This is a genomic window from Streptomyces sp. MBT65 (assembly GCF_016612545.1).
Taxonomy (GTDB): Bacteria; Actinomycetota; Actinomycetes; order Streptomycetales; family Streptomycetaceae; genus Streptomyces.
The window spans coordinates 1-24,098 of the sequence record NZ_JAENRY010000063.1 but is presented as its reverse complement, the minus strand read 5'-3'; the positions used below and the strand labels follow the sequence as shown (position 1 = coordinate 24,098).

The window sequence follows — 24,098 nt, the reverse complement described above, 5'->3', positions numbered from 1 at the left end:
AACTCACCGTTGGGGACGGGCACTTCGTCGTTCCACGGCTACGCCCGCGACCTGTGGGCCACATACGCCAGCGTGCCCAGCAGCAGCCTCGCCGCCGGCGGCTTCGTCGCCGAGTCGAGCGCGGGGGAGCGGAGCCAGCGGACCGGGCCCAGGCCTCCCCGGTCGGAGGGCGGGGCCGTGATGTGGCTGCCGGGGCCCAGGCCGCGCAGGTCCAGGGACGTGGGGTCGTCCCAGCCCATGCGGTAGAGGAGGGTGGGGAGTTCGGCGGCGGCGCCGGGGGCCACGAAGAAGTGGGCGCGGTGGTCGGGGGTCGCCGCGACCGGGCCGAGCGGGAGGCCCATCCGCTCCAGGCGGGCCAGCGCACGGCGCCCGGCGGGCTCGGCCACCTCGATGACGTCGAACGCGCGTCCCACCGGCAGCATGATCGAGGCGCCGGGCAACTCGGCCCAGGCCGCGGTCACTTCGTCCAGGGTCGCGCCGGCCCGCACCTCGGGCGCGAAGGTCAGCGGATGCGCGCCCGGCGTACGGCATTGCGTGTCGCCGCAGGAGCACGCGCCGCCCGCGGCCCGGGCGCCCGCGACCACGTCCCAGCCCCACAGGCCGGTGAACTCGGCCACCGCCGTGCACTCCGACGCGCGGCCGCGGCGGCGCGTGCCGGACCGGATCTCGCGGATACCCCGGCTGCTGCCGATCGTGAAGCCCATGCCCCCTCCAACGGGTCCGACGCACCGGTGGTTACGAGACGGATGCGGATCGTCACTCTGCGTCCACGCCTACCCGGTGCCGCGGGATCCAGGCGGCGTCCAGGAGCACCTCGGGTGGTGTGCTCCGCGGCACGCGCCCCTGCGTGCACCGCTGCGCCCACCTCCGTCCGTCCTATGTCAAGTGAATCGTGCGCGGGCAACCGTAGGTTCATTCGAAGGGGTGGCGAATGGTGGCGTTTCCGGGATCGCCGTGGCTGGACGGGTGATCGTAGGATTACTTTGAGTGCACAAGCCCTCGGGGCACATGCGCTCGTGGGTATGCCGGAGGCAACTCGTCATCTCGTTCGAAGGGTGACAAGTGCGGGACGGGAAGCCGTATTTACCGGCATTCTGATAGGGCTTGGCGCACAGCGGCGACAAGTGGTTCCAGGGATGGGGGCGTTCCAGTGGGCGGCAACGGCGGAGGCGGGACAACCGCGGCCAGTACGGACAAGCGCCCCAATGAGCTGCTCGGCTCGTGGTTCGTGCGCAGCGGCTGGTCCAAGGGTGAGTTGGCGCGTCAAGTCAACCGCAGGGCCCGGCAGTTGGGGGCCAACCACATCTCGACGGACACCTCGCGCGTGCGCCGCTGGCTGGACGGTGAGAACCCGCGCGAGCCGATCCCGAGGATCCTCTCGGAGCTGTTCTCCGAGCGCTTCGGCTGTGTCGTCTCGGTCGAGGACCTGGGGCTGCGCGCGGCCCGCCAGGCACCCTCCGTGTCCGGTGTCGACCTGCCCTGGACCGCCCCGCAGACGGTGGCCCTGCTCAGCGAGTTCTCCCGCAGCGACCTCATGCTGGCCCGGCGCGGCTTCCTCGGCGCGTCCCTGGCCCTGTCCGCGGGACCCTCCCTCATCGAGCCCATGCAGCGCTGGCTGGTCCCCGGCCCCTCGGCCCACCAGCCGGAGCCCGAGCCCGCGAGCGCCTCCCGGCATCAAGGCCGGCTCTCCCGGCCCGAGTTGGAGCTGCTGGAGTCCACCACGGCGATGTTCCGCAAGTGGGACGCCCAGTGCGGCGGCGGCCTGCGCCGCAAGGCGGTCGTAGGACAGCTGCACGAGGTGACGGACCTCCTCCAGGAGCCCCAACCCGAGGCAACCAACCGCACGTTGTTCAAGGTCGCCGCCGAACTCGCCGAGCTGGCCGGATGGATGTCGTACGACGTGGGGCTCCAGCCCACCGCCCAGAAGTACTTCGTCCTCGCGCTGCACGCCGCCAAGGAGGCCGGCGACAAGCCGCTCGGGTCGTACGTCCTGTCCAGCATGAGCCGCCAGATGATCCATCTCGGTCGGCCGGACGACGCGTTGGAGCTGATCCACCTCGCGCAGTACGGCAGCCGGGACTGCGCGAGTCCGCGCACCCAGTCGATGCTGTATGCGATGGAGGCCCGCGCCTACGCCAACATGGGCCAGCCCGGCAAGTGCAAGCGGGCGGTCCGGATGGCCGAGGACACCTTCGGGGACGTACACGACTGGGACGACCCGGACCCGGACTGGATCCGTTTCTTCTCCGAGGCCGAGCTGTACGGCGAGAACTCGCACTCCTATCGCGACCTCGCCTACGTCGCCGGCCGCAGCCCCGCCTACGCCTCGCTGGCCGAGCCCGTCATGCAGCGGGCGGTGGACCTCTTCGCCAAGGACGAGGTGCACCAGCGGTCGTACGCACTCAATCTCATCGGCATGGCCACCGTGCACCTGCTGCGCCGCGAACCCGAGCAGAGCGCGGTGCTGGCGACGGAGGCGATGACCGTCGCCAAGAAGGTGCGCTCCGAGCGCGTCAACACTCGTATCCGAAAGACGGTCGACACCGCGGTCCGTGACTTCGGCGATCTGGCCGATGTCGTCGACCTCACCGAGCGGCTCGCCATCGAGCTGCCGGAGTCCGCCGAAGCGGTCTGAACACCCCGAACCCCGGCCGCGGCCGGCCTTCCCGAACCGCCCGACTCGGCTCCCCCATGCCAGGTCATCGGAAGGCCGACCGTGGTCGGTTTCATGTCCGGCCGCCGATCGGGCGGCGGCGGAGGGACGGGTGAGGGCCGGGTGGTCGGAGGACCTCTCGGCCCTTTGGGACTCGTATTCGAAAGACCGTCCACAGGGTGGCGCGCGGTGCCGGCCCTCCGGCCGAAAACGTCGACCGCGCCGGGAGGCTCCCGACCGGGCGCCGGACGGCCCCAGCCCCATGCCCCGGCGCCCCCGTGCCGGGCCGCCGGATCGCCGGGCGCGGCCGGTTTCCCCCCGCCGGGAAAGGTTGCGCCACGATAACGATCGCCCGGCCGGAGATCCGGCGGTTCATCGACGCGTAACACGTACGGCGCCTTCGTCACCCCGGTGAAACATCGAGGGGCTTCGACCGAAACCGCGCTGCGCCAATCTCATGGCGCATAACCGGACCCCCCGCCTTGACCGGACCGCATCCAGGCTTCGCCCGCACGGGGCCGTACAACCGACGAGGAGACGCCGATGGCATCAGCCGCCATCACGCTTGCCGCGGAGGCACCCAAACTGTCCTCCGCGAACACAGGCTTCATGCTCATCTGTTCCGCCCTGGTGTTGCTCATGACACCGGGACTCGCCTTCTTCTACGGAGGCATGGTCCGCGTCAAGAGCACCCTGAACATGCTGATGATGAGCTTCATCAGCATCGGGATCGTCACCATCCTGTGGGTGCTCTACGGCTTCTCGCTCGCCTTCGGTTCGAGCAACGGCTTCATCGGCTACAACTCCGACTGGCTCGGCATGAGCAACGTCGGACTGACGGAACTCTGGGACGGCTACACCATCCCGATCTTCGTCTTCATGGTCTTCCAGATGATGTTCGCGGTCATCACGCCGGCCCTGATAAGCGGTGCCATCGCCGACCGCGTGAAGTTCTCCGCCTGGTCGCTCTTCGTCGCCCTGTGGCTGACGGTCGTCTACGTCCCCGTCGCCCACTGGGTGTGGGGCGCCGACGGCTGGGCCTTCAAGCTCGGTGTGATCGACTTCGCCGGTGGTACCGCGGTCCACATCAACGCCGGTGCCGGCGCCCTCGGCGTCATCCTGGTCATCGGCAAGCGCGTCGGCTTCAAGCGTGACCCCATGCGTCCGCACAGCCTTCCGCTGGTCATGCTCGGTGCCGGTCTCCTGTGGTTCGGCTGGTTCGGCTTCAACGCCGGTTCGTGGCTCGGCAACGACGACGGCGTCGGCGCGCTGATGTTCGTCAACACGCAGGTCGCCACCGCCGCCGCCATGCTCGCCTGGCTCGCCTACGAGAAGATCCGTCACGGCGCGTTCACCACGCTCGGCGCGGCCTCGGGTGCCGTCGCCGGTCTGGTCGCCATCACCCCGTCCGGTGGTGCGGTCTCCCCGCTCGGCGCGATCGCCGTCGGCGCCATCGCCGGTGTCGGCTGTGCCGCGGCCGTCGGCCTGAAGTACAAGTTCAACATCGACGACTCCCTCGACGTCGTCGGCGTCCACATGGTCGGCGGTATCCTCGGCTCCCTGCTCATCGGCTTCTTCGCCACCGGCAAGGGCCAGTCCACCGCGACCGGCGTCTTCTACGGCGACCACTCCTTCACCCAGCTGTGGAAGCAGTTCGCCGGTGTCGGCGCGGTCCTCGGCTACTCCCTGGTCGCCTCCGCGGTCCTCGCCTTCCTCATCGACAAGACCATCGGCATGCGGGTCACCGAGGACGAAGAGGTCGCCGGCATCGACCAGGCCGAGCACGCCGAGACCGCATACGACTTCAGCGGCGCCGGCGGCGGCTTCGGCGGCAGCTCTGTCACCACCGCCACGGAGACGAAGAAGGTGGACGCATGAAGCTCATCACCGCCGTCGTGAAGCCCCACCGGCTCGACGAGATCAAGGAAGCCCTCCAGGCCTTCGGGGTCCACGGTCTGACGGTCACCGAGGCGAGCGGCTACGGTCGTCAGCGGGGACACACCGAGGTCTACCGGGGTGCCGAGTACACGGTCGACCTGGTCCCCAAGATCCGCATCGAGGTGCTGGCCGAGGACGACGACGCCGAGCAGCTGATCGACGTCATCGTCAAGGCCGCCCGCACCGGCAAGATCGGTGACGGCAAGGTCTGGTCCCTCCCGGTCGAGACGGCCGTCCGGGTCAGGACCGGCGAGCGCGGACCGGACGCGCTCTAAAAAGAAACAGAACAGGAGTCGCTGGGTGACGAGTACGGACGTGCGCAAGGATGCAGAGGACTCCGGACCCAGCGGCTACGCGGCGGCCCGGCTGCGCCTCCTCACTGAGGGGGCGCGGTCCGGGCCGCCGCGCCGTGCCGCCCTCGCCGAACTGACCGACGACTGGCTGACCGGCCTCTTCGCCGCCGGCAACGAAGCCCTCAAGGGCGTCTCCCTGGTCGCCGTCGGCGGCTACGGCCGCGGCGAACTCTCCCCGCGCAGCGACCTCGACCTGCTCCTCCTGCACGACGGCGGCGACTCCGGCGCGGTCGCCGCGCTCGCCGACCGCATCTGGTACCCGGTCTGGGACCTCGGCCTCGCCCTCGACCACTCCGTCCGTACGCCCGCCGAGGCCCGCAAGACCGCCGGCGAGGACCTCAAGGTCCAGCTCGGCCTCCTCGACGCCCGCCACATCGCCGGCGACCTCGGCCTGACCGCCTCCCTGCGCACGGCCGTCCTCGCCGACTGGCGCAACCAGGCGCCCAAGCGCCTCCCCGAACTCCAGGAACTCTGCGCCGAACGCGCCGAGCGCCAGGGCGAGTTGCAGTACCTCCTCGAACCCGACCTCAAGGAGGCCCGCGGCGGCCTCCGCGACGCCACCGCGCTGCGCGCCGTAGCCGCCTCCTGGCTCGCCGACGCCCCCCGCGAGGGCCTCGCCGACGCCCGCCGCCGCCTCCTCGACGTGCGCGACGCCCTGCACCTCACCACCGGCCGCGCCACCGACCGGCTCGCACTCCAGGAGCAGGACCAGGTCGCCGCCGAGCTGGGCCTCCTCGACGCGGACACCCTGCTGCGGCAGGTCTACGAAGCGGCGCGCGTCGTGTCGTACGCCAGTGATGTCACCTGGCGTGAGGTGGGGCGCGTGCTGCGGTCCCGGGCCGTGCGGCCGAGGCTGCGGGCCATGCTCGGCGGGGGCGCCAAACCCGCCGCCGAGCGCTCCCCGCTCGCCGAGGGCGTGGTCGAGCAGGACGGCGAGGTGGTGCTCGCCCGCGCCGCCCGCCCCGAACGCGACCCGGTCCTCCCGCTGCGCGCCGCCGCTGCCGCCGCGCAGGCCGGTCTCCCGCTCTCGCTGCACGCCGTACGGCGCATGGCGGCCGGGGTACGCCCGTTGCCCACGCCCTGGCCCGCCGAGGCGCGTGAGCAGCTCGTGACGCTGCTCGGTTCGGGCCAGCCCACCATCGACGTATGGGAGGCGCTGGAGGCGGAAGGGCTGATCACCCGGCTGCTCCCCGACTGGGAGCGGGTCCGCTGCCGGCCGCAGCGCAACGCCGTGCACATCTGGACCGTGGACCGGCACCTCATCGAAACCGCCGTCCGCGCCTCGGAGTTCGCCCGCCGCGTCAGCCGCCCCGACCTCCTGCTGGTCGCCGCGCTGCTGCACGACATCGGCAAGGGCTGGCCCGGCGACCACTCCGTGGCCGGCGAGATCATCGCCAAGGACGTGGCCGCCCGCATCGGCTTCGACCGCGCGGACGTCGCCGTGCTCGCGACTCTCGTACGGCATCACCTCCTCCTCATCGACACGGCCACCCGGCGCGACCTGGAGGACCCGGCGACGGTCCGTTCGGTCGCCGAGGCGGTCGGTACGACGAGCACCCTGGAGCTGCTGCACGCGCTGACCGAGGCGGACGCGCTGGCCACCGGCCCGGCCGCCTGGTCCTCCTGGCGGGCCGGCCTCGTCACCGACCTGGTGAAGCGGGTCGCCGCCGTCCTCTCCGGGGACGCCCCCGAGGAGCCAGAGGCGGGCGCGGCCACCGCCGAACAGGAACGGCTCGCGATCGAGGCGGTCGCGACCGGCGGCCCGGTGCTGGCGCTGCGCGCCCAGACCGAACCCCCCTCCGAGGACGAGCCCGTCGGCGACCCCGAACCCCTCGGCGTGGAACTGCTGATCGCCGTACCCGACCAGCCGGGCGTACTCCCCGCGGTGGCCGGCGTCCTGGCGATGCACCGCCTGACGGTCCGCACGGCGGAACTGCGCGCGCTCGACCTCCCGGCCGGCGTGGACGGCTCGGTCCTGTTGCTGAACTGGCGGGTCGCCGCCGAGTACGGCTCCCTGCCCCAGGCGGCCCGGCTGCGCGCCGATCTCGTACGGGCCCTGGACGGGTCGCTGGACATCGCGGGGCGGCTGGCGGAGCGGGAAGCCGCGTATCCGCGCCGCCGGGGTGTCGTGGCCCCGCCGGCCCGCGTGACGGTCGCCGCGGCCGCCTCCCGGCACGCGACGGTCATCGAGGTGCGCGCGCACGACGCACCTGGGCTGCTGCACCGGATCGGGCGGGCGCTGGACGAGGCGAAGGTCCGGGTGCGGAGCATGCACGTCAGCACGCTGGGGTCGAACGCGGTCGACGCGTTCTATGTCACCGGGGCGGAGGGGACACCCCTGCCGGGCGACGAGGCCACGGCGGTCGCACGCAAACTGGAGGAAACCCTGCGGGCCTGACCCGTGACCCGGTCTTGTGGGACCGGGATACCCTGGAGGGCGATTCCCCAATAGCCACCGACCCCGAGGACCGCGAGCGCCGTGTTCGATACTCTCTCTGATCGCCTCTCAGCCACTTTCAAGAACCTGCGCGGCAAGGGACGGCTCTCCGAGGCGGACATCGACGCCACCGCGCGTGAGATCCGGATCGCGCTGCTCGAAGCGGACGTGGCGCTGCCCGTCGTCCGTACGTTCATCAAGAACGTCAAGGAACGTGCTCTCGGCGCCGACCTCAACCGGGCGCTGAACAACCCGGCCCAGCAGGTCGTGAAGATCGTCAACGAGGAACTCGTCACGATCCTCGGCGGCGAGACCCGGCGGCTGCGGTTCGCCAAGAACCCGCCGACCGTGATCATGCTCGCGGGTCTCCAGGGTGCCGGTAAGACGACCCTCGCGGGCAAGCTCGGCAAGTGGCTCAAGGACCAGGGGCACTCGCCGCTGCTCGTCGCCGCCGACCTCCAGCGCCCGAACGCGGTGAACCAGCTCAGCGTCGTCGCCGAGCGCGCCGGTGTCGCGGTCTACGCGCCCGAGCCGGGCAACGGCGTCGGGGACCCGGTCAAGGTCGCCAAGGACTCCATCGAGTTCGCGAAGGCCAAGGTCCACGACATCGTGATCGTGGACACCGCGGGCCGCCTGGGTATCGACCAGGAGTTGATGCAGCAGGCCGCGGACATCCGCGACGCGGTCTCGCCGGACGAGATCCTGTTCGTCGTCGACGCGATGATCGGCCAGGACGCGGTCAACACCGCCGAGGCCTTCCGCGACGGCGTCGGCTTCGACGGCGTGGTGCTCTCCAAGCTCGACGGCGACGCCCGCGGTGGTGCCGCGCTCTCCATCGCCTCGGTCACCGGCAAGCCGATCATGTTCGCGTCGAACGGCGAGAAGCTCGACGACTTCGACGCCTTCCACCCGGACCGGATGGCCTCCCGCATCCTCGACATGGGTGACCTGCTCACCCTGATCGAGCAGGCGGAGAAGACGTTCAGCCAAGAAGAGGCCGAGAAGATGGCCTCGAAGCTGGCGTCCAAGAAGGGCCAGGACTTCACCCTCGACGACTTCCTGTCCCAGATGGAACAGGTCAGGAAGATGGGCAGCATCAGCAAGCTGCTCGGCATGCTCCCCGGCATGGGCCAGATCAAGGACCAGATCAACAACCTGGACGAGCGGGACGTCGACCGCACGGCCGCGATCATCAAGTCGATGACCCCGGCCGAGCGCGCCGAGCCGACCATCATCAACGGCTCGCGCCGCGCCCGTATCGCCAAGGGCTCCGGCGTCGAGGTCAGCGCCGTGAAGGGCCTGGTCGAACGGTTCTTCGAGGCCCGAAAGATGATGTCCCGGATGGCGCAGGGCGGCGGGATGCCCGGCATGCCGGGGATGCCGGGCATGGGCGGCGGTCCGGGCCGCAGCAAGAAGCAGCCCAAGCAGGCCAAGGGCAAGCAGCGCTCCGGCAACCCGATGAAGCGCAAGCAGCAGGAGTTGGAAGAGGCCCAGCGCCGCGAGGCCGGCGCGGCCCAGGGCGGCAACGCGTTCGGGCTGCCCGAGCAGGGCGGCAAGGACTTCGAGCTGCCGGACGAGTTCAAGAAGTTCATGGGCTGAGCCGCAGAGAGTTCATGAGCTGAGTTTCAGAGAGTTCATGGGCTGACAACCCGTCTTCTACGTCACCGAGGGCGCCCCTTTCCGGAAGGGGCGCCCTCGGCGCATGCTGGGCGTGCCGACGCCTGGCCCGTGTCGTAACTTGCCGGTATGACCAACCCCGCGCCGCCGCGCAAGTCTCCCGACCAGCCCTGGCGTACCGAGGGCACCCCCGACGAGCCCCCGAAGCCGTCGCCGGGCGGGAAGAAGATGCGCGGCGGCTGGTGGAGCCTGATCCTCACCGCGCTGGTCGTGTACCTCGTCGCGAACCTCATCCTCTCCTTCTTCAACGAGGGCGACGAGCCGACGATCTCGTACACGGAGTTCAGCAAGCAGGTCGACGCGGGCAACGTCACCAAGATCTACGCCAAGGGCAACGCGATCCAGGGCCAGCTCAAGAAGAGCCAGGACAACCCGGACGGCGACGGCAAGTACACCAAGTTCGACACCGAGCGGCCGACCTTCGCGGACGACCAGCTCTGGGAGGACCTGACCAAGCACAACGTCACGGTCACGGCCGAGCCGGTCGTACAACACCGTAGTTTTCTGGCCAACCTGCTGATCTCGCTGGCCCCGATGCTGCTGCTGGTCGTCCTGTGGCTGTTCATCGCGCGCCGGATGAGCTCGGGGCTCGGCGGCGCGGGCGGCATGCTCGGTCGCAAGGCCCCGCCGAAGCCGGTCGAGCTGGAGCCGGGCAAGCAGCGCACGACCTTCGAGGACGTCGCCGGCATCGACGAGGTCGAGGGCGAGCTGAACGACGTCGTCGACTTCCTCAAGAACCCCGACGAGTACCGCAAGATGGGCGCCAAGATGCCCCGGGGCGTGCTCCTCGCGGGCCCGCCCGGCACCGGCAAGACGCTGCTCGCGCGGGCAGTCGCGGGGGAGGCGGGGGTGCCGTTCTTCTCGGCCTCGGCCTCCGAGTTCATCGAGATGATCGTCGGTGTCGGTGCCTCACGCGTGCGTGAACTGTTCGCGGAGGCCCGCAAGGTGGCCCCCTCGATCATCTTCATCGACGAGATCGACACCATCGGCCGGGCCCGCGGCGGCGGCTCCGGCATGGGCGGTCACGACGAGCGCGAGCAGACCCTGAACCAGATCCTCACCGAGATGGACGGCTTCTCGGGCTCCGAGGGCGTCATCGTCATCGCGGCGACCAACCGCGCCGACGTCCTGGACCCGGCGCTGACCCGCCCCGGCCGCTTCGACCGGGTGGTCGTGGTCTCGCCGCCCGACCGGGGCGGCCGCAAGGCGATCCTGGAGATCCACACCCGCGAGATCCCGCTCGCGCACGACGTGAACCTCGCCCAGGTCGCCCGTACGACTCCGGGAATGACCGGCGCCGAACTCGCCAACCTCGCCAACGAGGCCGCCCTCCTCGCGGTCAAGCGCAAGCAGAGCGAGGTCACCCAGGCCGACCTCTCGGAAGCCCTGGAGAAGGTCCAACTGGGCGCGGAACGCCCGCTGGTGATGCCCGAGGAGGAGCGCAGGCGCACCGCGTACCACGAGAGCGGCCACGCCCTCCTCGGCATGCTCCAACCCGGCGCCGACCCCGTCCGCAAGATCACCATCGTCCCGCGCGGGAGGGCACTCGGCGTGACGCTCTCCACCCCGGACTCCGACAAGTACGCGTACACCGAGGAGTATCTGCGCGGCCGGATCATCGGTGCCCTCGGCGGCATGGCCGCGGAACAGGTCGTCTACGGAGTGATCACCACCGGCGCCGAGAGCGACCTCGAACAGGTCACCAACATCGCGCGCGGGATGGTCGCCCGCTGGGGCATGAGCGAGCGCGTCGGCCGCCTCTCCGCCCTCCCGAACGACGCCCAGCAGGCCTACGGCCTTGCCGCCGCACCGCAGACCCTGGACGTGATCGACGACGAGATGCGCCGCATCGTCGACGAGTGCTACGAGGAGGCGATCCGCAAACTCCGCGACCACCGCGACCAGTTGGACGCGCTCGCGGCGGCCCTCCTGGAGAACGAGACCCTGGAGGAGACGGACGCCTATCGCATCGCGGGTGTCACACGCCTCTTCAAGGAAGAGCCGTAGTCATCCTCCGGTCGTACGCGCAACGGGTCATCCTCAGGTCGTACGCGCGATCAGATACCGGAAGACGTTCGGCATCCACACCGTGCCGTCCTTCCGACGATACGGATGTAACGCCTCCGCCAACTCCTTGTCCACCTGCGCCTGGTCCGTCGCGACGATCGCCGCGTCGAAGAGCCCCGTCGACAGCAGCCCCCGTACGGCGCTCTCGACGTCGGCGTACCCGAAGGGGCAGGCCACCCGTCCCGAGCCGTCCGGCCTGAGGCCCGCGCGGTGGGCGACCTCCTCCAGGTCGTCGCGCAGGACCGGGCGCGGGCTGCCCGTGCCGCGCAGCGGGTCCGCCAGTCTGGTCGCCACCCGGAGCACGGACGAGGTCGCGCAGCGCTCCGGCGGGCCCCAGCCCGTCAGCACCACGGGTGTCCCGCGCGCGGCGAGCGGTGTCGCACCCGCGAGCACGTCGCCTAGTCCCTCCGAGTCGCCCGCGAGACACCCGATGGGCTCGAAGGCGGTCACCAGGGTGTACGCGGGCGTCTCCGCGTCGGCCGCGTCCCTGGGGGAGCCGTAGACGAGCCGGGTGTGCGCACGCGCGCGGGTAGACCAGACGGCCGGCAGCAGTCGCTCGCGGGCGAGGGCCAGCCGTTCGGGGGAGAAGCGCTCCACACCGGTGACCGTCGCGCCTCTGGAGGCCGCCATCAGCAGGGCGAGCCCGGAGCCGCAGCCGAGGCCGAGGAGCCGGGTGCCGGGTCCCACTTCCAGTCGCTCGTAGACCGCTTCGTAGAGCGGCACCAGCATCCGCTCCTGGATCTCGGACCAGTCACGCGCGCGTGCACCCAGGTCCACACGGGGCACGGGCCCCGTATGAGGCAGGTAGTGCCGCACGAGCGTAGGTGTCATCGAAAGCGCCCCAATCCGCCGAGAGATGTGGCCGTGCCCGTTTCCGAGGCCCCCGTGATGTGCGCCCGCACTTCCCCCGTATGCCAGCAAACTCCGCACGCGCTACGGCGTCCAGGGGTTGTGGGGTCCGGCTTGTGGCTTCCCTGTGGGAGTGGCGAGAATTCACATGACGGCAACGTGGGCCCGTACCATCGCGCCATGGCAAAGGCACCCGTGCTCACTCCCCGGGCGGACGATTTCCCCCGCTGGTACCAGGATCTGATCAGCAAGGCCGAGCTGGCCGACAACGGCCCAGTGCGCGGCTCCATGGTCATCCGACCGTACGGGTACGGCCTTTGGGAGCGGATGCAGGCCGAGATGGACGCCCGCATCAAGGAGACGGGCACCGAGAACGCGTACTTCCCGCTGCTGATCCCGCAGTCCTATCTCGCCCGCGAGGCGGACCATGTCGAGGGCTTCGCGCCCGAGTTGGCCGTGGTCACGCACGGCGGCGGCAAGGAGCTGGAGGAGCCCGCGGTCGTCCGGCCCACCTCCGAGATGATCATCAACGAGTACTTCTCGAAGTGGGTGCAGAGCTACCGCGACCTCCCCCTGCTGATCAACCAGTGGGCGAACGTGGTCCGTTGGGAGCTGCGACCCCGACTCTTCCTCCGTACGAGTGAGTTCCTCTGGCAGGAGGGCCACACCGCTCACGCGACCTACGAGGAGGCGCGTGACTTCGCCGCGCACATCCACCGCGAGGTCTACGAGGACTTCATGGTCAACGTCCTCGCGATGGACGTCGTACCGGGTCGCAAGACGGTCAAGGAGCGGTTCGCGGGCGCGATCAACACCCTCACCCTGGAAGGGATGATGGGCGACGGCAAGGCGCTGCAGATGGCGACCAGTCACGAGCTGGGGCAGAACTTCGCGAAGGCGTTCAATACGCAGTACCTGTCCAGGGAAGGCAAGCAGGAACTGGTCTGGCAGACCTCCTGGGGCTCCACCACGCGCATGATCGGCGCCCTGGTGATGATGCACGGCGACGACGACGGACTCCGGGTGCCGCCCCGGCTGGCGCACATCCAGGTCGTCGTCCTCGCGATCAAGGGGGACGAGGCGGTTCTGGCCAAGGTCCGCGAGATCGGGGCCCGGCTGAAGGCGGCGGGCGTCCGCGTCCGCGTCGACGACCGCACGGACGTCCCCTTCGGGCGCCGGGCCGTCGACTGGGAGCTGAAGGGAGTGCCCGTACGGATCGAGGTCGGACCCCGTGACCTGGAGAACGGCACCGCGATGCTGGCCCGCCGGATCCGCGGCGGCAAGGAGCCGGTGGCGATCGACTCCCTCGTAGAGCTGCTTCCCGTCATCCTCGAGGAGGACCAGGCGCTGCTGCTGACGCAGTCCCGCGAGCGGCGCGAGTCGCGCACCTCGGAGGTGTCGACCGTCGCGGAGGCGATCGAGGCCGCCACCGCCGGCGGCTGGGCGCGCATCCCGTGGGCGACCCTCGGTGAAGAGGGCGAGGCCGAACTGGCCGAGCACGCCGTGACCGTACGGTGTCTGGTCGCCGAGGACGGGTCGGTCCCGGACGCCGATCGGTCACCCGGTAACGTCGCGGTCGTCGCGCGCGCTTACTGAACCAGCGGGCTCCGCCGTCAGAGCGACCGAAAGGTCTCTTGCGCAACGGCGGACATCAGCTCCCCCGGCGCGCGGACATCGTCTACGCGCCGGGTCGTACGTAGGACTACGCACCAGCTTGGTATGAGCTGTGAGGCTTCTCCGCAGATCAGCGCACCCGCCCTCCTCCGGACGCATCAGCGGCAACTGACGGGTACGTGCAAATTATTTGGGATGCCCCGGAATCGGAACACAGGGGCACTCCGGCTCGTTGTCATTACGTGAGCACGACACAGACACCACCTGTTCTCGCCGCAGAGCTGGCAGAGGCGTGGGCCGATATTCAGCGGTACCACCCCGAACTGCCCGATCTGGCCGCGCCCGAGTCCCTGATCGGAGAGTCGTCGTCCGCCTGCGGACACGAGCTCTCCTTCGAGCGACTGCTTCATGAGGCAGTCCATGGCATCGCCGCTTCGCGCGGCGTGCGCGACACGTCCCGTGCCGGTCGCTACCACAACCGCAGATTCCTCGCGATCGCCGAGGAGCTGGGTCTGGACCACCCCGACGAACCGCATCCCAGCAGCGGTTTCTCGCTGGTCCAGCTCAACCCCGAGGCCAAGCGGCGCTACCGGCCGACGATCGAGCGCCTCCAGCGCGCGCTCAAGGCCCACACCGTCGCCACCTCGGCGGACACCTCCCGCACCTTCCGCGGCCCGGCCGCCCGGCACGGTTCGTCCGGTGGCGGGGTCCGCGTCAAGGCGGTCTGCGACTGCGGTCGTAACGTACGGGTCGTCCCGTCGGTGCTGGCCCAGGCGCCGATCGTGTGCGGAGGCTGCGGGAAGCCCTTCCGCATCCCGGAGGTCGTGGGCGCGGCCTGAGGACACGGCTGCTCGTGGCAGCCGCATCCCGCGGGTCGGGGTTGCGCACACCCGCGCCGGTCACCTTCCGGCGCCGGGTGTCGCTTCCGCATGGGCGGGGGTATGCGGGGGCATGCTCCCGGGTCGGGCGGACCGCCAGGGTGTGGCACAATGGCTAGCTGTACTCGACAGCCGCACAGGAACCCTCTCGCCTCCGGCTGACGCGTCCATCGGGCACTCGGGTACCGCAACCCCACGCGGCCATCTCGCCGTGCCCAACCACGTCAAAACCAGGAGAACCCACTCCCGTGGCAGTCAAGATCAAGCTGAAGCGTCTGGGCAAGATCCGTTCGCCTCACTACCGCATCGTCGTCGCCGACTCCCGTACCCGCCGTGATGGCCGGGCCATCGAGGAGATCGGTCTGTACCACCCGGTGCAGAACCCCTCGCGCATCGAGGTCGACACGGACCGCGCGCAGTACTGGCTGGGTGTCGGCGCGCAGCCGACCGAGCCCGTGCTCGCCATCCTGAAGCTCACCGGCGACTGGCAGAAGTTCAAGGGCCTGCCGGCCCCGGCGCCGCTGCTCGTGGCCGCGCCGAAGGCCGCTCGCCCGGTGTTCGACGCCCTCGGTGGCGACGACTCGAGCAAGGGTGAGGCGATCACCCAGAAGAAGAAGGCCGACAAGAAGGACGAGGCTGCGGCCGAGTCCGAGTCGACCGAGGCCTGAGCATGCTCGAGGAGGCTCTCGAGCACCTCGTGAAGGGCATCGTCGACAACCCTGACGATGTGCAGGTCGCCTCGCGCGACCTGCGCCGCGGGCGCGTGCTGGAGGTCCGGGTGCACCCCGACGACCTCGGCAAGGTGATCGGCCGCAACGGCCGCACCGCTCGCGCTCTGCGCACCGTCGTGGGCGCCATCGGCGGCCGAGGCGTCCGCGTCGACCTCGTCGACGTGGACCACGTCCGCTGACGTTCATCGCACACCGGCTCGGGCCGGGGAGGGCCACTGGCCGTCCCCGGCCCGAGCTGTATGAAACAGGAGATGTGGACACGTGCAACTGGTAGTCGCACGGATCGGCCGTGCCCATGGCATCAAGGGCGAGGTCACCGTCGAGGTACGCACCGACGAGCCCGAACTCAGGCTCGCGCCCGGCGCCGTCCTGTTCACGGACCCCGCCCCGACGGGACCGCTCACCATCGAGACGGGCCGCGTCCACAGCGGCCGCCTCATCCTGCGCTTCGAGGGCGTCAGCGACCGCACCGGCGCCGAGGCCCTGCGCAACACCCTCCTGATCGCCGAGATCGATCCCGAGGAGCTGCCCGAGGACGAGGACGAGTACTACGACCACCAGCTGATGGACCTCGACGTCGTCACCAAGGACGGCGAGGAGGTCGGCCGGATCACCGAGATCTCGCACCTGCCCTCCCAGGACCTCTTCATCGTGGAGCGGCCCGACGGCAGCGAGGTGATGATCCCGTTCGTCGAGTCGATCGTCATCGAGATCGACCTGGAGGAGCAGCGCGCGGTCATCGACCCGCCGCCCGGGTTGATCGACGACCGGGCCGAGATCGTGTCCTCCAAGGAAGACGCTTCAGAGGACGACTCCGTAGAGGGCGACTCCGTAGAGGACACCGACGCATGAGGCTCGACGTCGTCACGATCTTCCCCGAGTACCTCGAACCGCTGAACGTCTCCCTCGTCGGCAAGGCACGCGCGCGTGGACAGCTGAACGTGCACGTGCATGATCTGCGCTCCTGGACGTACGACCGCCACAACACGGTCGACGACACCCCCTACGGCGGCGGCCCCGGCATGGTCATGAAGACCGAGCCCTGGGGCGACGCCCTGGACTCCGTCCTGGCCGACGGCTACGAGACGGGCTCCGGCGCGCCCGCGCTGATCGTGCCCACGCCCAGCGGCCGGCCCTTCACCCAGGAACTCGCCGTGGAGCTCTCCGAGCGGCCCTGGCTGGTCTTCACGCCCGCCCGCTACGAAGGCATCGACCGGCGGGTGATCGACGAGTACGCGACCCGGATGCCCGTCTGCGAGGTGTCCATCGGCGACTACGTGCTCGCCGGCGGCGAGGCGGCCGTCCTGGTCGTCACGGAGGCCGTGGCGCGGCTGCTGCCGGGTGTCCTGGGCAACGCCGAGTCCCACCGCGACGACTCCTTCGCGCCCGGGGCCATGGCCAACCTCCTGGAGGGGCCGATCTACACCAAGCCGCCCCAGTGGCGCGGCCAGGAGATCCCGGACGTGCTGCTCAGCGGCCACCACGGCAGGATCGCCCGCTGGCGCCGCGACGAGGCGCTGAAGCGCACGGCCGCCCACCGGCCCGACCTGATCGAGCGCTGCGAGCCCAAGACCTTCGACAAGAAGGACCGCGAGATGCTCTCGATCCTGGGCTGGTCACCAGACCCGGCGGGGGAGCCGTACGGCCGATTTTGGCGTGGGCCGGACGGCGTGGAAGAATAGGTCGCTGTTGTGCGTCGTCCGGCGTGCGCCCCTGCCACAGGGGGACATGACGCCCGCCCCGACACCCACGGCATCCTTCAGAACACCTATCTCCCGTCGGTGACCTGTGGCATCGATGAAGAAAGCAGACGACATGTCCCACCTGCTCGACACTGTCGACAGCGCCTCGCTGCGCACCGACATCCCGGCCTTCCGCCCGGGTGACACCGTCAACGTCCACGTCCGCGTCATCGAGGGCAACCGCTCCCGTGTGCAGCAGTTCAAGGGCGTAGTCATCCGTCGCCAGGGCGCCGGTGTCCGCGAGACCTTCACGGTCCGCAAGGTCTCGTTCTCCGTCGGCGTCGAGCGCACCTTCCCGGTGCACACCCCGATCGTCGAGAAGATCGAGCTCGTGACCCGTGGTGACGTCCGTCGCGCGAAGCTGTACTACCTCCGTGACCTGCGCGGCAAGGCCGCGAAGATCAAGGAGAAGCGCGACAACTGAGGTCGCGACGGGGTTCATACCGGAGCCGGATAGCATCTGGCTCCGATGGACACCGAAGCACAGCCCACGGAGCGCGATCGCTCCTCCAGCCCTTCCGATCCCGAGGACACCTCGGGCACCGGAGGACCGGAGGACCGGTCGCGTTTCGCGTTGCTGTCGCGGGTCACGGAGTGGGTGCCCGGTGGCAGGATCACCCTGACTGCCCTGGTCTGTCTGGTGTTTCTGCTCCTGCTCAACACGTTCTTACTGCAGCCATTCCAGATTCCCAGCGGATCCATGGAATCCGGATTGAGGATCGGCGACCGCGTTCTCGTAAATAAGTTGGCGTACCGTTTTGGTGCCCATCCGAGGCGCGGAGACATCGTTGTGTTCGACGGCACCGGCTATTTCGGGGACGCCGACTACATCAAGCGCGTTGTGGGTGTGGGGGGAGACCACGTGGTCTGCTGCGACGAGAAGGGGAGGCTCGAGGTGAACGGGCGGTCGGTCGACGAGACGGCGTTCCTGTACCCCGGTGACGCTCCGTCCACCGTGGCTTTCGACGTCGTCGTACCCGACGGCACGCTGTTCGTCCTCGGTGACCACCGCGGCGACTCGAGCGACTCCCGGGACCACCTGGGCGATCCGGGCGGAGGCATGATTCCCGTTGGTGACGTCATCGGGCGGGCCGATTGGATCGTCTGGCCCGCCGGGCACTGGACCCACCTCGTCCGACCCGGTGCCTACGCGCGCGTACCCGCCGCGGACGGCGCCCATGGGTAACCGCGGCAGGCCGCGCGGCGCTGCGCCAGGCGGCAACTTCGGGAACGAGAACCTGCTGCCGACCGGCTTCCGGCGTGCGGGCGCGCTGGCCCCGGCCGGGGGCGCCGGCCGCAGCCGGGCCGAGCGGCGCAAGCTCCAGCGCAAGGTCAAGCGGCGACGACGGCGCGGCGCGGTCCGGGAGATACCCCTCCTGGTCGGTGTCGCGGTCCTCATAGCCCTCGTCCTGAAGACCTTCCTCCTCCAGGCGTTCGTGATCCCGTCGGGCTCCATGGAGCAGACGATCCGCATCGGCGACCGCGTCCTGGTCGACAAGTTCACCCCGTGGTTCGGCTCCGAGCCCAAGCGCGGCGACGTCGTCGTCTTCCACGACCCGGGCGGCTGGCTCGCGGACGAGCAGACCACCAAGAAGAACGACCCCATCGTCGTCAAGCAGTTCAAGGAAGGCCTCCAGTTCATCGGCCTGCTGCCGTCCGACAACGAGAAGGACCTCATCAAGCGGGTCATCGGCGTCGGCGGTGACCACGTCAAGTGCTGTGACGCGCAAGGGCGGGTGACCGTCAACGGGGTGCCCCTGACCGAGGGCGACTACCTGTATCCCGGGAACTCCCCGTCCGAAACGGCGTTCGACATCACCGTCCCCAAGGGGCGGTTGTGGGTGATGGGCGACCACCGCGGCAACTCGGCGGACTCCCGCGCGCACCAGAACACCAGCTACGGAGGCACGGTCGCGCTCAGTTCGGTGGTGGGACGGGCCAAGGTGATCGCCTGGCCCATGGGCCACTGGACCAGCCTGAACGAACCTAAAACCTTCGCATCGGTTTCCAACTCCGTGTCGGGGACGACCGCCGGTCCCGAACTGTCGCATAGGGTTGCCCCGGTCGATCCGAACGGATCGATCCAACTCCCGAGCCCTGCGGAACTCCCGCTCGTTATGGGAGTGGTGGGCCTGCGCCGAGGATGGGGCAGGCGGCGGCACAGAGTAAGGAGTTGGCGTGGGGGATGTGGCGGTTGGCGCACGGTCCGGACACGACGGCGAGGAGCACCACGGTCACCCCGTGGAGGCACCCGTCCCGGCCGCGGACAGCGCCGTGACCTCCGGGAGTGACTCCGGAGCCGACGAGGACGGTACGGCGCCGGGCGACCCGACCCGCACCGACGAACAGGGGCCGGGCGACTCGACCCCCCAGCCGAAGAAGCCGCGCTCCTTCTGGAAGGAGCTGCCGATCCTGGTCGTCATCGCGCTGGTCCTCGCGCTGCTGATCAAGACGTTCCTGGTGCAGGCGTTCTCCATCCCGTCCGACTCGATGCAGAACACCCTCCAGCAGGGCGACCGCGTCCTGGTCGACAAGCTCACCCCGTGGTTCGGCTCCGAGCCCGAGCGCGGCGAGGTCGTGGTCTTCCACGACCCGGACGACTGGCTGGCGGGCGAGCCCGCGGCCGACCCCAACGCCCTGCAGACGGTGCTCAGTTGGATCGGCCTGATGCCGTCCGCCCAGGAGAAGGACCTCATCAAGCGGGTCATCGGCGTCGGCGGCGACACCATCTCCTGCAGCGGCACCGGCCCGCTGACGGTCAACGGCAAGGCGCTGAACGAGCCGTACGTCTACCCCGGCAACACCCCGTGCACCAACGACGACCAGGGCGGCCAGTTCACCGTCAAGGTCCCCAAGGGCGACATCTGGGTGATGGGCGACCACCGGCAGAACTCGCGGGACTCGCGCTACAACCAGTCCGACAAGCACCACGGCATGGTCCCGGTGAAGGACGTCGTCGGCCGTGCGATCGTCAAGGCCTGGCCCATCAACCGCTGGGGCACGCTGCCGATCCCGGACACCTTCGACCAGGCGGGCATCAACACCCGGGCCTCGGCCTCCCGCATCCTGACGGCAGCTCCGGAGGGCCTGGCCCTCATCGGCGTACTGCCGCTGGCCCTGTGGCGCCGCAGGCGGTACGCCAAGGTCGGGTAAAGGCCTTGTAGAGCTTGTGACCTTGGTCCCGGAGGAAGGGCTGACCACCCTCGGTACCGCCGGGTAGGGTGCGGACCCATGGGTGGCGAGAGCGCAACACGTACGGCCCCGCGTACCGGCGGTGGCACTGGCAAGGGCCCGGTGGGCAGCCGGACCGGACAGCGGTTGTCCGGACTGGCCGTCGCGCTGGGCCTTGTGCTGTTCCTCGGGGGATTCGGCTGGGGAGCGGTGGTCTACCGGCCGTACACGGTGCCGACCGGTTCGATGACACCGACGATCGACGCGGGCGACCGGGTGCTGGCCCAGCGGGTCGACGGCGACGAGGTGCGTCGCGGCGACGTCGTGGTCTTCACCGACTCGACCTGGGTGACGAACGCCCCCGTGGTCAAGCGGGTGGTCGCCGTCGGCGGGGACACCGTCTCCTGCTGCACGAACGGCAAGCTGGTCGTCAACGGCAAGGAGATCGCCGAGAGCTACCTCAAGGGCGGCCCGGCCGAGATCAAGACGATCCCGGCGGTGAAGGTCCCCAAGGGCCGCCTGTTCCTGCTCGGCGACGAACGCCAGGGCTCCCTGGACTCCAGCGCCCACCTCACGGACGTCGCCAGCGGCACCGTGGCGATCAGCGCCGTGAGCGCCCGCGTGGATGCCGTCGTCTGGCCCATGAAGGGCATGCTGGCCCGCCCCACCGGCTTCGAGGAACTCGGCGGCCTCTCGCACCCCGGCCCGCTGCGCACGATCGTCGCCCTGATCGTCGCGGGCGCGGTCCTCGTCCTCGGCGGCGGCGCCTACGGCCCGATCGCCAAGCTGGCGGCCGGCCGCCGCACCCGCACCCGCACGGAGCCCGCCGGTGCCCGCTGAGGCCACCGAGGAGGGCGCGTACGGCGACTCGCACGAGGGCGGGCTGCGCAAGGTCGCCCGGGTCGTCCTCCTCGACCCGCAGGACCGCATCCTGCTGCTCCACGGCCATGAGCCCGACGATCCCACCGACGACTGGTGGTTCACGCCCGGCGGCGGCCTGGAGGGCGACGAGACCCACGAGGAGGCCGCGCTACGGGAACTCGCGGAGGAGACCGGCATCACCCAGGTCGAACTCGGCCCGGTGCTGTGGACCCGGACGTGCTCCTTCCCGTTCGCGGGCCGCCGCTGGGACCAGGACGAGTGGTACTACCTGGCCAGGACGTCCGCCACGGCCGAGGGCGTGCCCGGCGCCACGGCCCTCACGGAACTGGAGCGACGCAGCGTCTCCGGAGCACGTTGGTGGACGTGCCGGGAACTGGACCGGGCGCATGAGACGGTGTATCCGACCAGACTCGCCGAGCTGCTCCGCAGGCTGCTCGACGAAGGTCCCCCGGCCGGGCCCGTGATCCTTGACACCGAAATCGTCTAGGGGCGTACGGGACTGGCGCACAATGGTGGGATCGCACGGCTGAAGGGGAACATGCCATGAGCGCCGAGGACCTCGAAAAGTACGAGACCGAGATGGAGCTGAAGCTCTACCGGGAGTACCGCGATGTCGTCGGTCTGTTCAAATATGTGATCGAGACCGAACGGCGCTTCTACCTCACCAACGACTACGAGATGCAGGTGCACTCGGTCCAGGGCGAGGTGTTCTTCGAGGTGTCCATGGCGGATGCCTGGGTGTGGGACATGTATCGACCGGCCCGCTTCGTGAAACAGGTCCGCGTTCTCACGTTCAAGGACGTGAATATCGAGGAGCTGAACAAGAGCGATCTGGAGCTGCCGGGCGGGTGACGGCGGCGCGGGTGACGGCGGCCGGCCGCAGGGCGCCTTTCACTCGTGTGGGTGGCGGAGTTCTCCACAATCACTGAACGGTCCACCAAGATCCACTTGGTGGACCGTTCCGCGTGACGGTTGGTGCCGGAGGTGGTGCCGACATGAACGCACGCAGTGCACTCGGCAAGTACGGCGAGACGCTGGCCGCACGACGGCTGGCGGAGGCCGGAATGACGGTCGTGGAGCGCAACTGGCGCTGTGGCAGGACCGGTGAGATCGACATCGTGGCGCGGGACGGGGACGTCCTGGTCGTCTGCGAGGTCAAGACCCGGCGGGCCGGTGCCTTCGAGCACCCGATGGCCGCCGTGACACCAGAGAAGGCGGAGCGCCTACGAGGCCTCGCCGAGCGGTGGATCCACGCGCACGGCGGAGCCCCACCGGGAGGGGTCCGTATCGACCTGGTGGGTGTCGTCCTGCCCCGACGCGGCGGGCCCGTGGTCGAGCATGCGCGGGGGGTGGCCTGAGATGGGGTTCGCTCGTACGTGTTCGGTGGCGCTGGTGGGCGTCGAGGGCGTGGTGGTCGAGGTCCAGGCCGACCTCGAACCGGGCGTCGCCGCGTTCACGCTGGTGGGACTGCCCGACAAGAGCCTGACGGAGAGCAAGGACCGGGTGCGGGCCGCGGTCGTCAACTCGGGCGCGCCCTGGCCGCAGAAGAAGCTGACCGTCGGGCTCAGCCCGGCGTCGGTGCCCAAGAGCGGCAGCGGGTTCGACCTCGCCGTGGCGGCGGCCGTGCTCGGCGCGGCCGAGCGGATCGATCCGCGCGTGCTCGCCGACATCGTGATGATCGGCGAACTGGGCCTGGACGGGCGGGTCCGGCCGGTCCGGGGCATCCTGCCCGCGGTGCTGGCCGCCGCGGACTCCGGATACGAGCAGGTCGTCGTGCCGGAGTGCGCCGCAGCAGAGGCGTCGCTCGTGCCCGGGGTGTCCGTGCTGGGCGTGCGCACGCTGCGGCAGCTGATCGCCGTACTCGCCGACGAGCCCGTACCGGATGAGGAACCCGACGAGTTGGGACGTCCGGATCCGCTGCTCGCCGGGCTGCGCATGCCCGGTACGGGCGCTGCCACGGGGATGCACAGCATGGGCGCCGCCCAGCACGACGCGGGGCACGATCTCGCGGATGTGGTCGGCCAGTACTCGGCGCGGACGGCGGTCGAGGTCTCGGCGGCCGGCGGCCATCATCTGTTCCTCGAAGGCCCGCCGGGGGCCGGCAAGACGATGCTCGCGGAACGTCTGCCCGCCGTGCTGCCCAGGCTCGGCCGGCAGGAATCCCTGGAGGTCACGGCGGTGCACTCGGTGGCGGGCCTGCTGCCGCCTGGCAAACCCCTGATCGACACCGCCCCCTACTGCGCCCCGCACCACTCGGCCACGATGCAGGCCCTCGTCGGGGGCGGACAGGGGATCGCGCGCCCCGGGGCGGTGTCGCTTTCACATCGAGGGGTGCTTTTTCTTGACGAAACCCCAGAATTCAGCGGCCAGGCCCTCGATGCGCTGCGGCAGCCCCTGGAGGCCGGCCATGTGGTGATCGCGCGCAGTGCGGGTGTCGTCCGGTTCCCGGCGAGGTTCCTGATGGTGCTCGCGGCCAACCCCTGTCCGTGCGGCCGTTTCTCGCAGGCCGACGACCTGTGCGAGTGCGCGCCGATGTCGATCCGGAGGTATCAGGCCCGGCTCTCCGGACCACTGCTCGACCGGGTGGACCTCCGGGTGGAGGTGGACCGCGTCACGCGCGACCAGCTCACCGGACGCGGCTCGCGGGGCGAGTCCACCGCGACGGTCGCGGACCGCGTCCGGGTGGCCAGGGAGCGGGCAGCGGCCCGGCTCGCGGACACACCGTGGCGCACCAACAGCGAGGTCCCCGGCCGCGAACTGCGCAGCCGCTGGCACGCCGAACGCGGTGCGATGGACGAGGCCGAGCGCAGCCTGGAGCGCGGCGCGCTCACCGCGCGGGGGCTCGACCGGGTCCTGCGCGTCGCCTGGACGGTCGCGGATCTGGTCGGCCACGACCGCCCCGGCACGACGGATGTCGCCCTCGCGCTGCAACTGCGTACGGGGGTGCCGCGGGGGGTGCCTATGGCTATCGGGGCGATGACGTGAGCGGGGGTGATGACCGGACCCGGGTTGGTGACGTGAGTGGGACTGATGACCGGAGGGGGGCTGGTGCCTGGGCGGGGGTCGGTGGCTGGGCCGGGAGCCGTGGTCGGGCCGGGGCTGATGG

General features: G+C 70.2%; 23 protein-coding genes. 21 read left to right on the top strand and 2 right to left on the bottom strand.

What is annotated here, in order from left to right; genetic code table 11:
* Positions 1 to 38 precede the first annotated feature (38 nt).
* Positions 39 to 704 (bottom strand): bifunctional DNA primase/polymerase, encoded by a 666-nt coding sequence (locus JHN63_RS16675; RefSeq protein ID WP_200681854.1) that lies wholly within the window; start codon positions 702 to 704, stop codon positions 39 to 41.
* Positions 705 to 1,150: 446 nt separating this feature from the next.
* Between JHN63_RS16675 and JHN63_RS16670 the strand changes: the two genes are divergently transcribed.
* From JHN63_RS16670 to ftsH, 6 genes are all read left to right on the top strand, one after another.
* Positions 1,151 to 2,635, top strand: a complete 1,485-nt coding sequence (locus JHN63_RS16670; RefSeq protein ID WP_200681853.1) for a hypothetical protein — start codon at positions 1,151 to 1,153, stop codon at positions 2,633 to 2,635.
* 561 nt (positions 2,636 to 3,196) lie between these two features.
* Positions 3,197 to 4,531 carry an ammonium transporter gene (locus JHN63_RS16665; RefSeq protein WP_200681852.1) on the top strand — a complete coding sequence of 445 codons (1,335 nt, stop codon included), beginning with the start codon at positions 3,197 to 3,199 and terminating at the stop codon, positions 4,529 to 4,531.
* Positions 4,528 to 4,866 (top strand): P-II family nitrogen regulator, encoded by a 339-nt coding sequence (locus JHN63_RS16660; protein WP_003997576.1) that lies wholly within the window; start codon positions 4,528 to 4,530, stop codon positions 4,864 to 4,866. The genes JHN63_RS16665 and JHN63_RS16660 overlap by 4 nt, the downstream gene beginning before the upstream one ends.
* 25 nt (positions 4,867 to 4,891) lie before the next feature.
* The gene (locus tag JHN63_RS16655) at positions 4,892 to 7,342 is read left to right on the top strand and encodes a [protein-PII] uridylyltransferase (protein ID WP_200681851.1); all 2,451 of its coding nucleotides are present in this window, start codon (positions 4,892 to 4,894) and stop codon (positions 7,340 to 7,342) included.
* Between the two features lie 81 nt (positions 7,343 to 7,423).
* Positions 7,424 to 8,980 carry a signal recognition particle protein gene (ffh, locus tag JHN63_RS16650; RefSeq protein ID WP_200681850.1) on the top strand — a complete coding sequence of 519 codons (1,557 nt, stop codon included), beginning with the start codon at positions 7,424 to 7,426 and terminating at the stop codon, positions 8,978 to 8,980.
* Positions 8,981 to 9,127: 147 nt separating this feature from the next.
* Complete coding sequence (gene ftsH / locus JHN63_RS16645; protein ID WP_200681849.1) at positions 9,128 to 11,065, top strand: ATP-dependent zinc metalloprotease FtsH; 1,938 nt, start codon at positions 9,128 to 9,130, stop codon at positions 11,063 to 11,065.
* A gap of 33 nt (positions 11,066 to 11,098) precedes the next feature.
* Here the strand turns inward: ftsH and JHN63_RS16640 are convergent, their stop codons facing one another.
* Positions 11,099 to 11,956 carry a class I SAM-dependent methyltransferase gene (locus JHN63_RS16640; protein ID WP_200681848.1) on the bottom strand — a complete coding sequence of 286 codons (858 nt, stop codon included), beginning with the start codon at positions 11,954 to 11,956 and terminating at the stop codon, positions 11,099 to 11,101.
* A gap of 198 nt (positions 11,957 to 12,154) precedes the next feature.
* Between JHN63_RS16640 and proS the strand changes: the two genes are divergently transcribed.
* The 15 genes from proS (at position 12,155) to JHN63_RS16565 (ending at position 23,977) form a co-directional block, all read left to right on the top strand.
* Complete coding sequence (proS, locus tag JHN63_RS16635; protein ID WP_200681847.1) at positions 12,155 to 13,570, top strand: proline--tRNA ligase; 1,416 nt, start codon at positions 12,155 to 12,157, stop codon at positions 13,568 to 13,570.
* Between the two features lie 260 nt (positions 13,571 to 13,830).
* On the top strand, positions 13,831 to 14,427 hold the full coding sequence (locus tag JHN63_RS16630; protein WP_019058697.1) for a hypothetical protein: 597 nt from the start codon (positions 13,831 to 13,833) through the stop codon (positions 14,425 to 14,427).
* A gap of 287 nt (positions 14,428 to 14,714) precedes the next feature.
* On the top strand, positions 14,715 to 15,134 hold the full coding sequence (gene rpsP / locus JHN63_RS16625) for a 30S ribosomal protein S16 (protein WP_200681846.1): 420 nt from the start codon (positions 14,715 to 14,717) through the stop codon (positions 15,132 to 15,134).
* Positions 15,135 to 15,136: 2 nt separating this feature from the next.
* Positions 15,137 to 15,376, top strand: a complete 240-nt coding sequence (locus JHN63_RS16620) for an RNA-binding protein (protein WP_005479813.1) — start codon at positions 15,137 to 15,139, stop codon at positions 15,374 to 15,376.
* An 82-nt stretch (positions 15,377 to 15,458) separates the two neighbouring features.
* Positions 15,459 to 16,049: a ribosome maturation factor RimM gene (gene rimM, locus JHN63_RS16615; protein ID WP_200681845.1), complete on the top strand. Its 591-nt coding sequence runs from the start codon at positions 15,459 to 15,461 to the stop codon at positions 16,047 to 16,049.
* Positions 16,046 to 16,879: a tRNA (guanosine(37)-N1)-methyltransferase TrmD gene (gene trmD, locus JHN63_RS16610; RefSeq protein WP_200681844.1), complete on the top strand. Its 834-nt coding sequence runs from the start codon at positions 16,046 to 16,048 to the stop codon at positions 16,877 to 16,879. Before rimM ends, trmD begins: the two co-directional genes overlap by 4 nt.
* A gap of 133 nt (positions 16,880 to 17,012) precedes the next feature.
* On the top strand, positions 17,013 to 17,363 hold the full coding sequence (gene rplS, locus JHN63_RS16605; protein ID WP_148010680.1) for a 50S ribosomal protein L19: 351 nt from the start codon (positions 17,013 to 17,015) through the stop codon (positions 17,361 to 17,363).
* 45 nt (positions 17,364 to 17,408) lie between these two features.
* Positions 17,409 to 18,125 carry a signal peptidase I gene (gene lepB, locus JHN63_RS16600; protein WP_200681843.1) on the top strand — a complete coding sequence of 239 codons (717 nt, stop codon included), beginning with the start codon at positions 17,409 to 17,411 and terminating at the stop codon, positions 18,123 to 18,125.
* Positions 18,118 to 19,230, top strand: a complete 1,113-nt coding sequence (gene lepB / locus JHN63_RS16595; RefSeq protein ID WP_200681842.1) for a signal peptidase I — start codon at positions 18,118 to 18,120, stop codon at positions 19,228 to 19,230. Before lepB (JHN63_RS16600) ends, lepB (JHN63_RS16595) begins: the two co-directional genes overlap by 8 nt.
* Complete coding sequence (lepB, locus tag JHN63_RS16590) at positions 19,118 to 20,092, top strand: signal peptidase I (RefSeq protein WP_200681841.1); 975 nt, start codon at positions 19,118 to 19,120, stop codon at positions 20,090 to 20,092. Before lepB (JHN63_RS16595) ends, lepB (JHN63_RS16590) begins: the two co-directional genes overlap by 113 nt.
* Positions 20,093 to 20,170: 78 nt before the next feature.
* The gene (gene lepB / locus JHN63_RS16585; RefSeq protein WP_200681840.1) at positions 20,171 to 20,950 is read left to right on the top strand and encodes a signal peptidase I; all 780 of its coding nucleotides are present in this window, start codon (positions 20,171 to 20,173) and stop codon (positions 20,948 to 20,950) included.
* Complete coding sequence (locus JHN63_RS16580) at positions 20,940 to 21,479, top strand: NUDIX hydrolase (RefSeq protein WP_200681839.1); 540 nt, start codon at positions 20,940 to 20,942, stop codon at positions 21,477 to 21,479. The genes lepB (JHN63_RS16585) and JHN63_RS16580 overlap by 11 nt, the downstream gene beginning before the upstream one ends.
* Positions 21,480 to 21,535: 56 nt before the next feature.
* Positions 21,536 to 21,844 carry a DUF2469 domain-containing protein gene (locus JHN63_RS16575; protein ID WP_003965949.1) on the top strand — a complete coding sequence of 103 codons (309 nt, stop codon included), beginning with the start codon at positions 21,536 to 21,538 and terminating at the stop codon, positions 21,842 to 21,844.
* A 143-nt stretch (positions 21,845 to 21,987) separates the two neighbouring features.
* Entirely contained in the window at positions 21,988 to 22,350 is a 363-nt protein-coding gene (locus tag JHN63_RS16570; protein ID WP_200681838.1) for a YraN family protein, read from the top strand.
* Position 22,351: 1 nt separating this feature from the next.
* Positions 22,352 to 23,977, top strand: a complete 1,626-nt coding sequence (locus tag JHN63_RS16565) for a YifB family Mg chelatase-like AAA ATPase (protein ID WP_200681837.1) — start codon at positions 22,352 to 22,354, stop codon at positions 23,975 to 23,977.
* Positions 23,978 to 24,098 lie beyond the last annotated feature (121 nt).

Bases quoted from the DNA above. Each gene is read 5' to 3' on its own strand.
- JHN63_RS16675 (WP_200681854.1), bottom strand. From the start codon at position 704: ATGGGCTTCACGATCGGCAGCAGCCGGGGTATCCGCGAGATCCGGTCC.
- JHN63_RS16665 (WP_200681852.1), top strand. From the start codon at position 3,197: ATGGCATCAGCCGCCATCACGCTTGCCGCGGAGGCACCCAAACTGTCC.
- JHN63_RS16660 (WP_003997576.1), top strand. From the start codon at position 4,528: ATGAAGCTCATCACCGCCGTCGTGAAGCCCCACCGGCTCGACGAGATC.
- ftsH (WP_200681849.1), top strand. From the start codon at position 9,128: ATGACCAACCCCGCGCCGCCGCGCAAGTCTCCCGACCAGCCCTGGCGT.
- JHN63_RS16640 (WP_200681848.1), bottom strand. From the start codon at position 11,956: ATGACACCTACGCTCGTGCGGCACTACCTGCCTCATACGGGGCCCGTG.
- proS (WP_200681847.1), top strand. From the start codon at position 12,155: ATGGCAAAGGCACCCGTGCTCACTCCCCGGGCGGACGATTTCCCCCGC.
- JHN63_RS16620 (WP_005479813.1), top strand. From the start codon at position 15,137: ATGCTCGAGGAGGCTCTCGAGCACCTCGTGAAGGGCATCGTCGACAAC.
- trmD (WP_200681844.1), top strand. From the start codon at position 16,046: ATGAGGCTCGACGTCGTCACGATCTTCCCCGAGTACCTCGAACCGCTG.
- rplS (WP_148010680.1), top strand. From the start codon at position 17,013: ATGTCCCACCTGCTCGACACTGTCGACAGCGCCTCGCTGCGCACCGAC.
- lepB (WP_200681843.1), top strand. From the start codon at position 17,409: ATGGACACCGAAGCACAGCCCACGGAGCGCGATCGCTCCTCCAGCCCT.
- lepB (WP_200681842.1), top strand. From the start codon at position 18,118: ATGGGTAACCGCGGCAGGCCGCGCGGCGCTGCGCCAGGCGGCAACTTC.
- lepB (WP_200681840.1), top strand. From the start codon at position 20,171: ATGGGTGGCGAGAGCGCAACACGTACGGCCCCGCGTACCGGCGGTGGC.
- JHN63_RS16575 (WP_003965949.1), top strand. From the start codon at position 21,536: ATGAGCGCCGAGGACCTCGAAAAGTACGAGACCGAGATGGAGCTGAAG.
- JHN63_RS16570 (WP_200681838.1), top strand. From the start codon at position 21,988: ATGAACGCACGCAGTGCACTCGGCAAGTACGGCGAGACGCTGGCCGCA.
- JHN63_RS16565 (WP_200681837.1), top strand. From the start codon at position 22,352: ATGGGGTTCGCTCGTACGTGTTCGGTGGCGCTGGTGGGCGTCGAGGGC.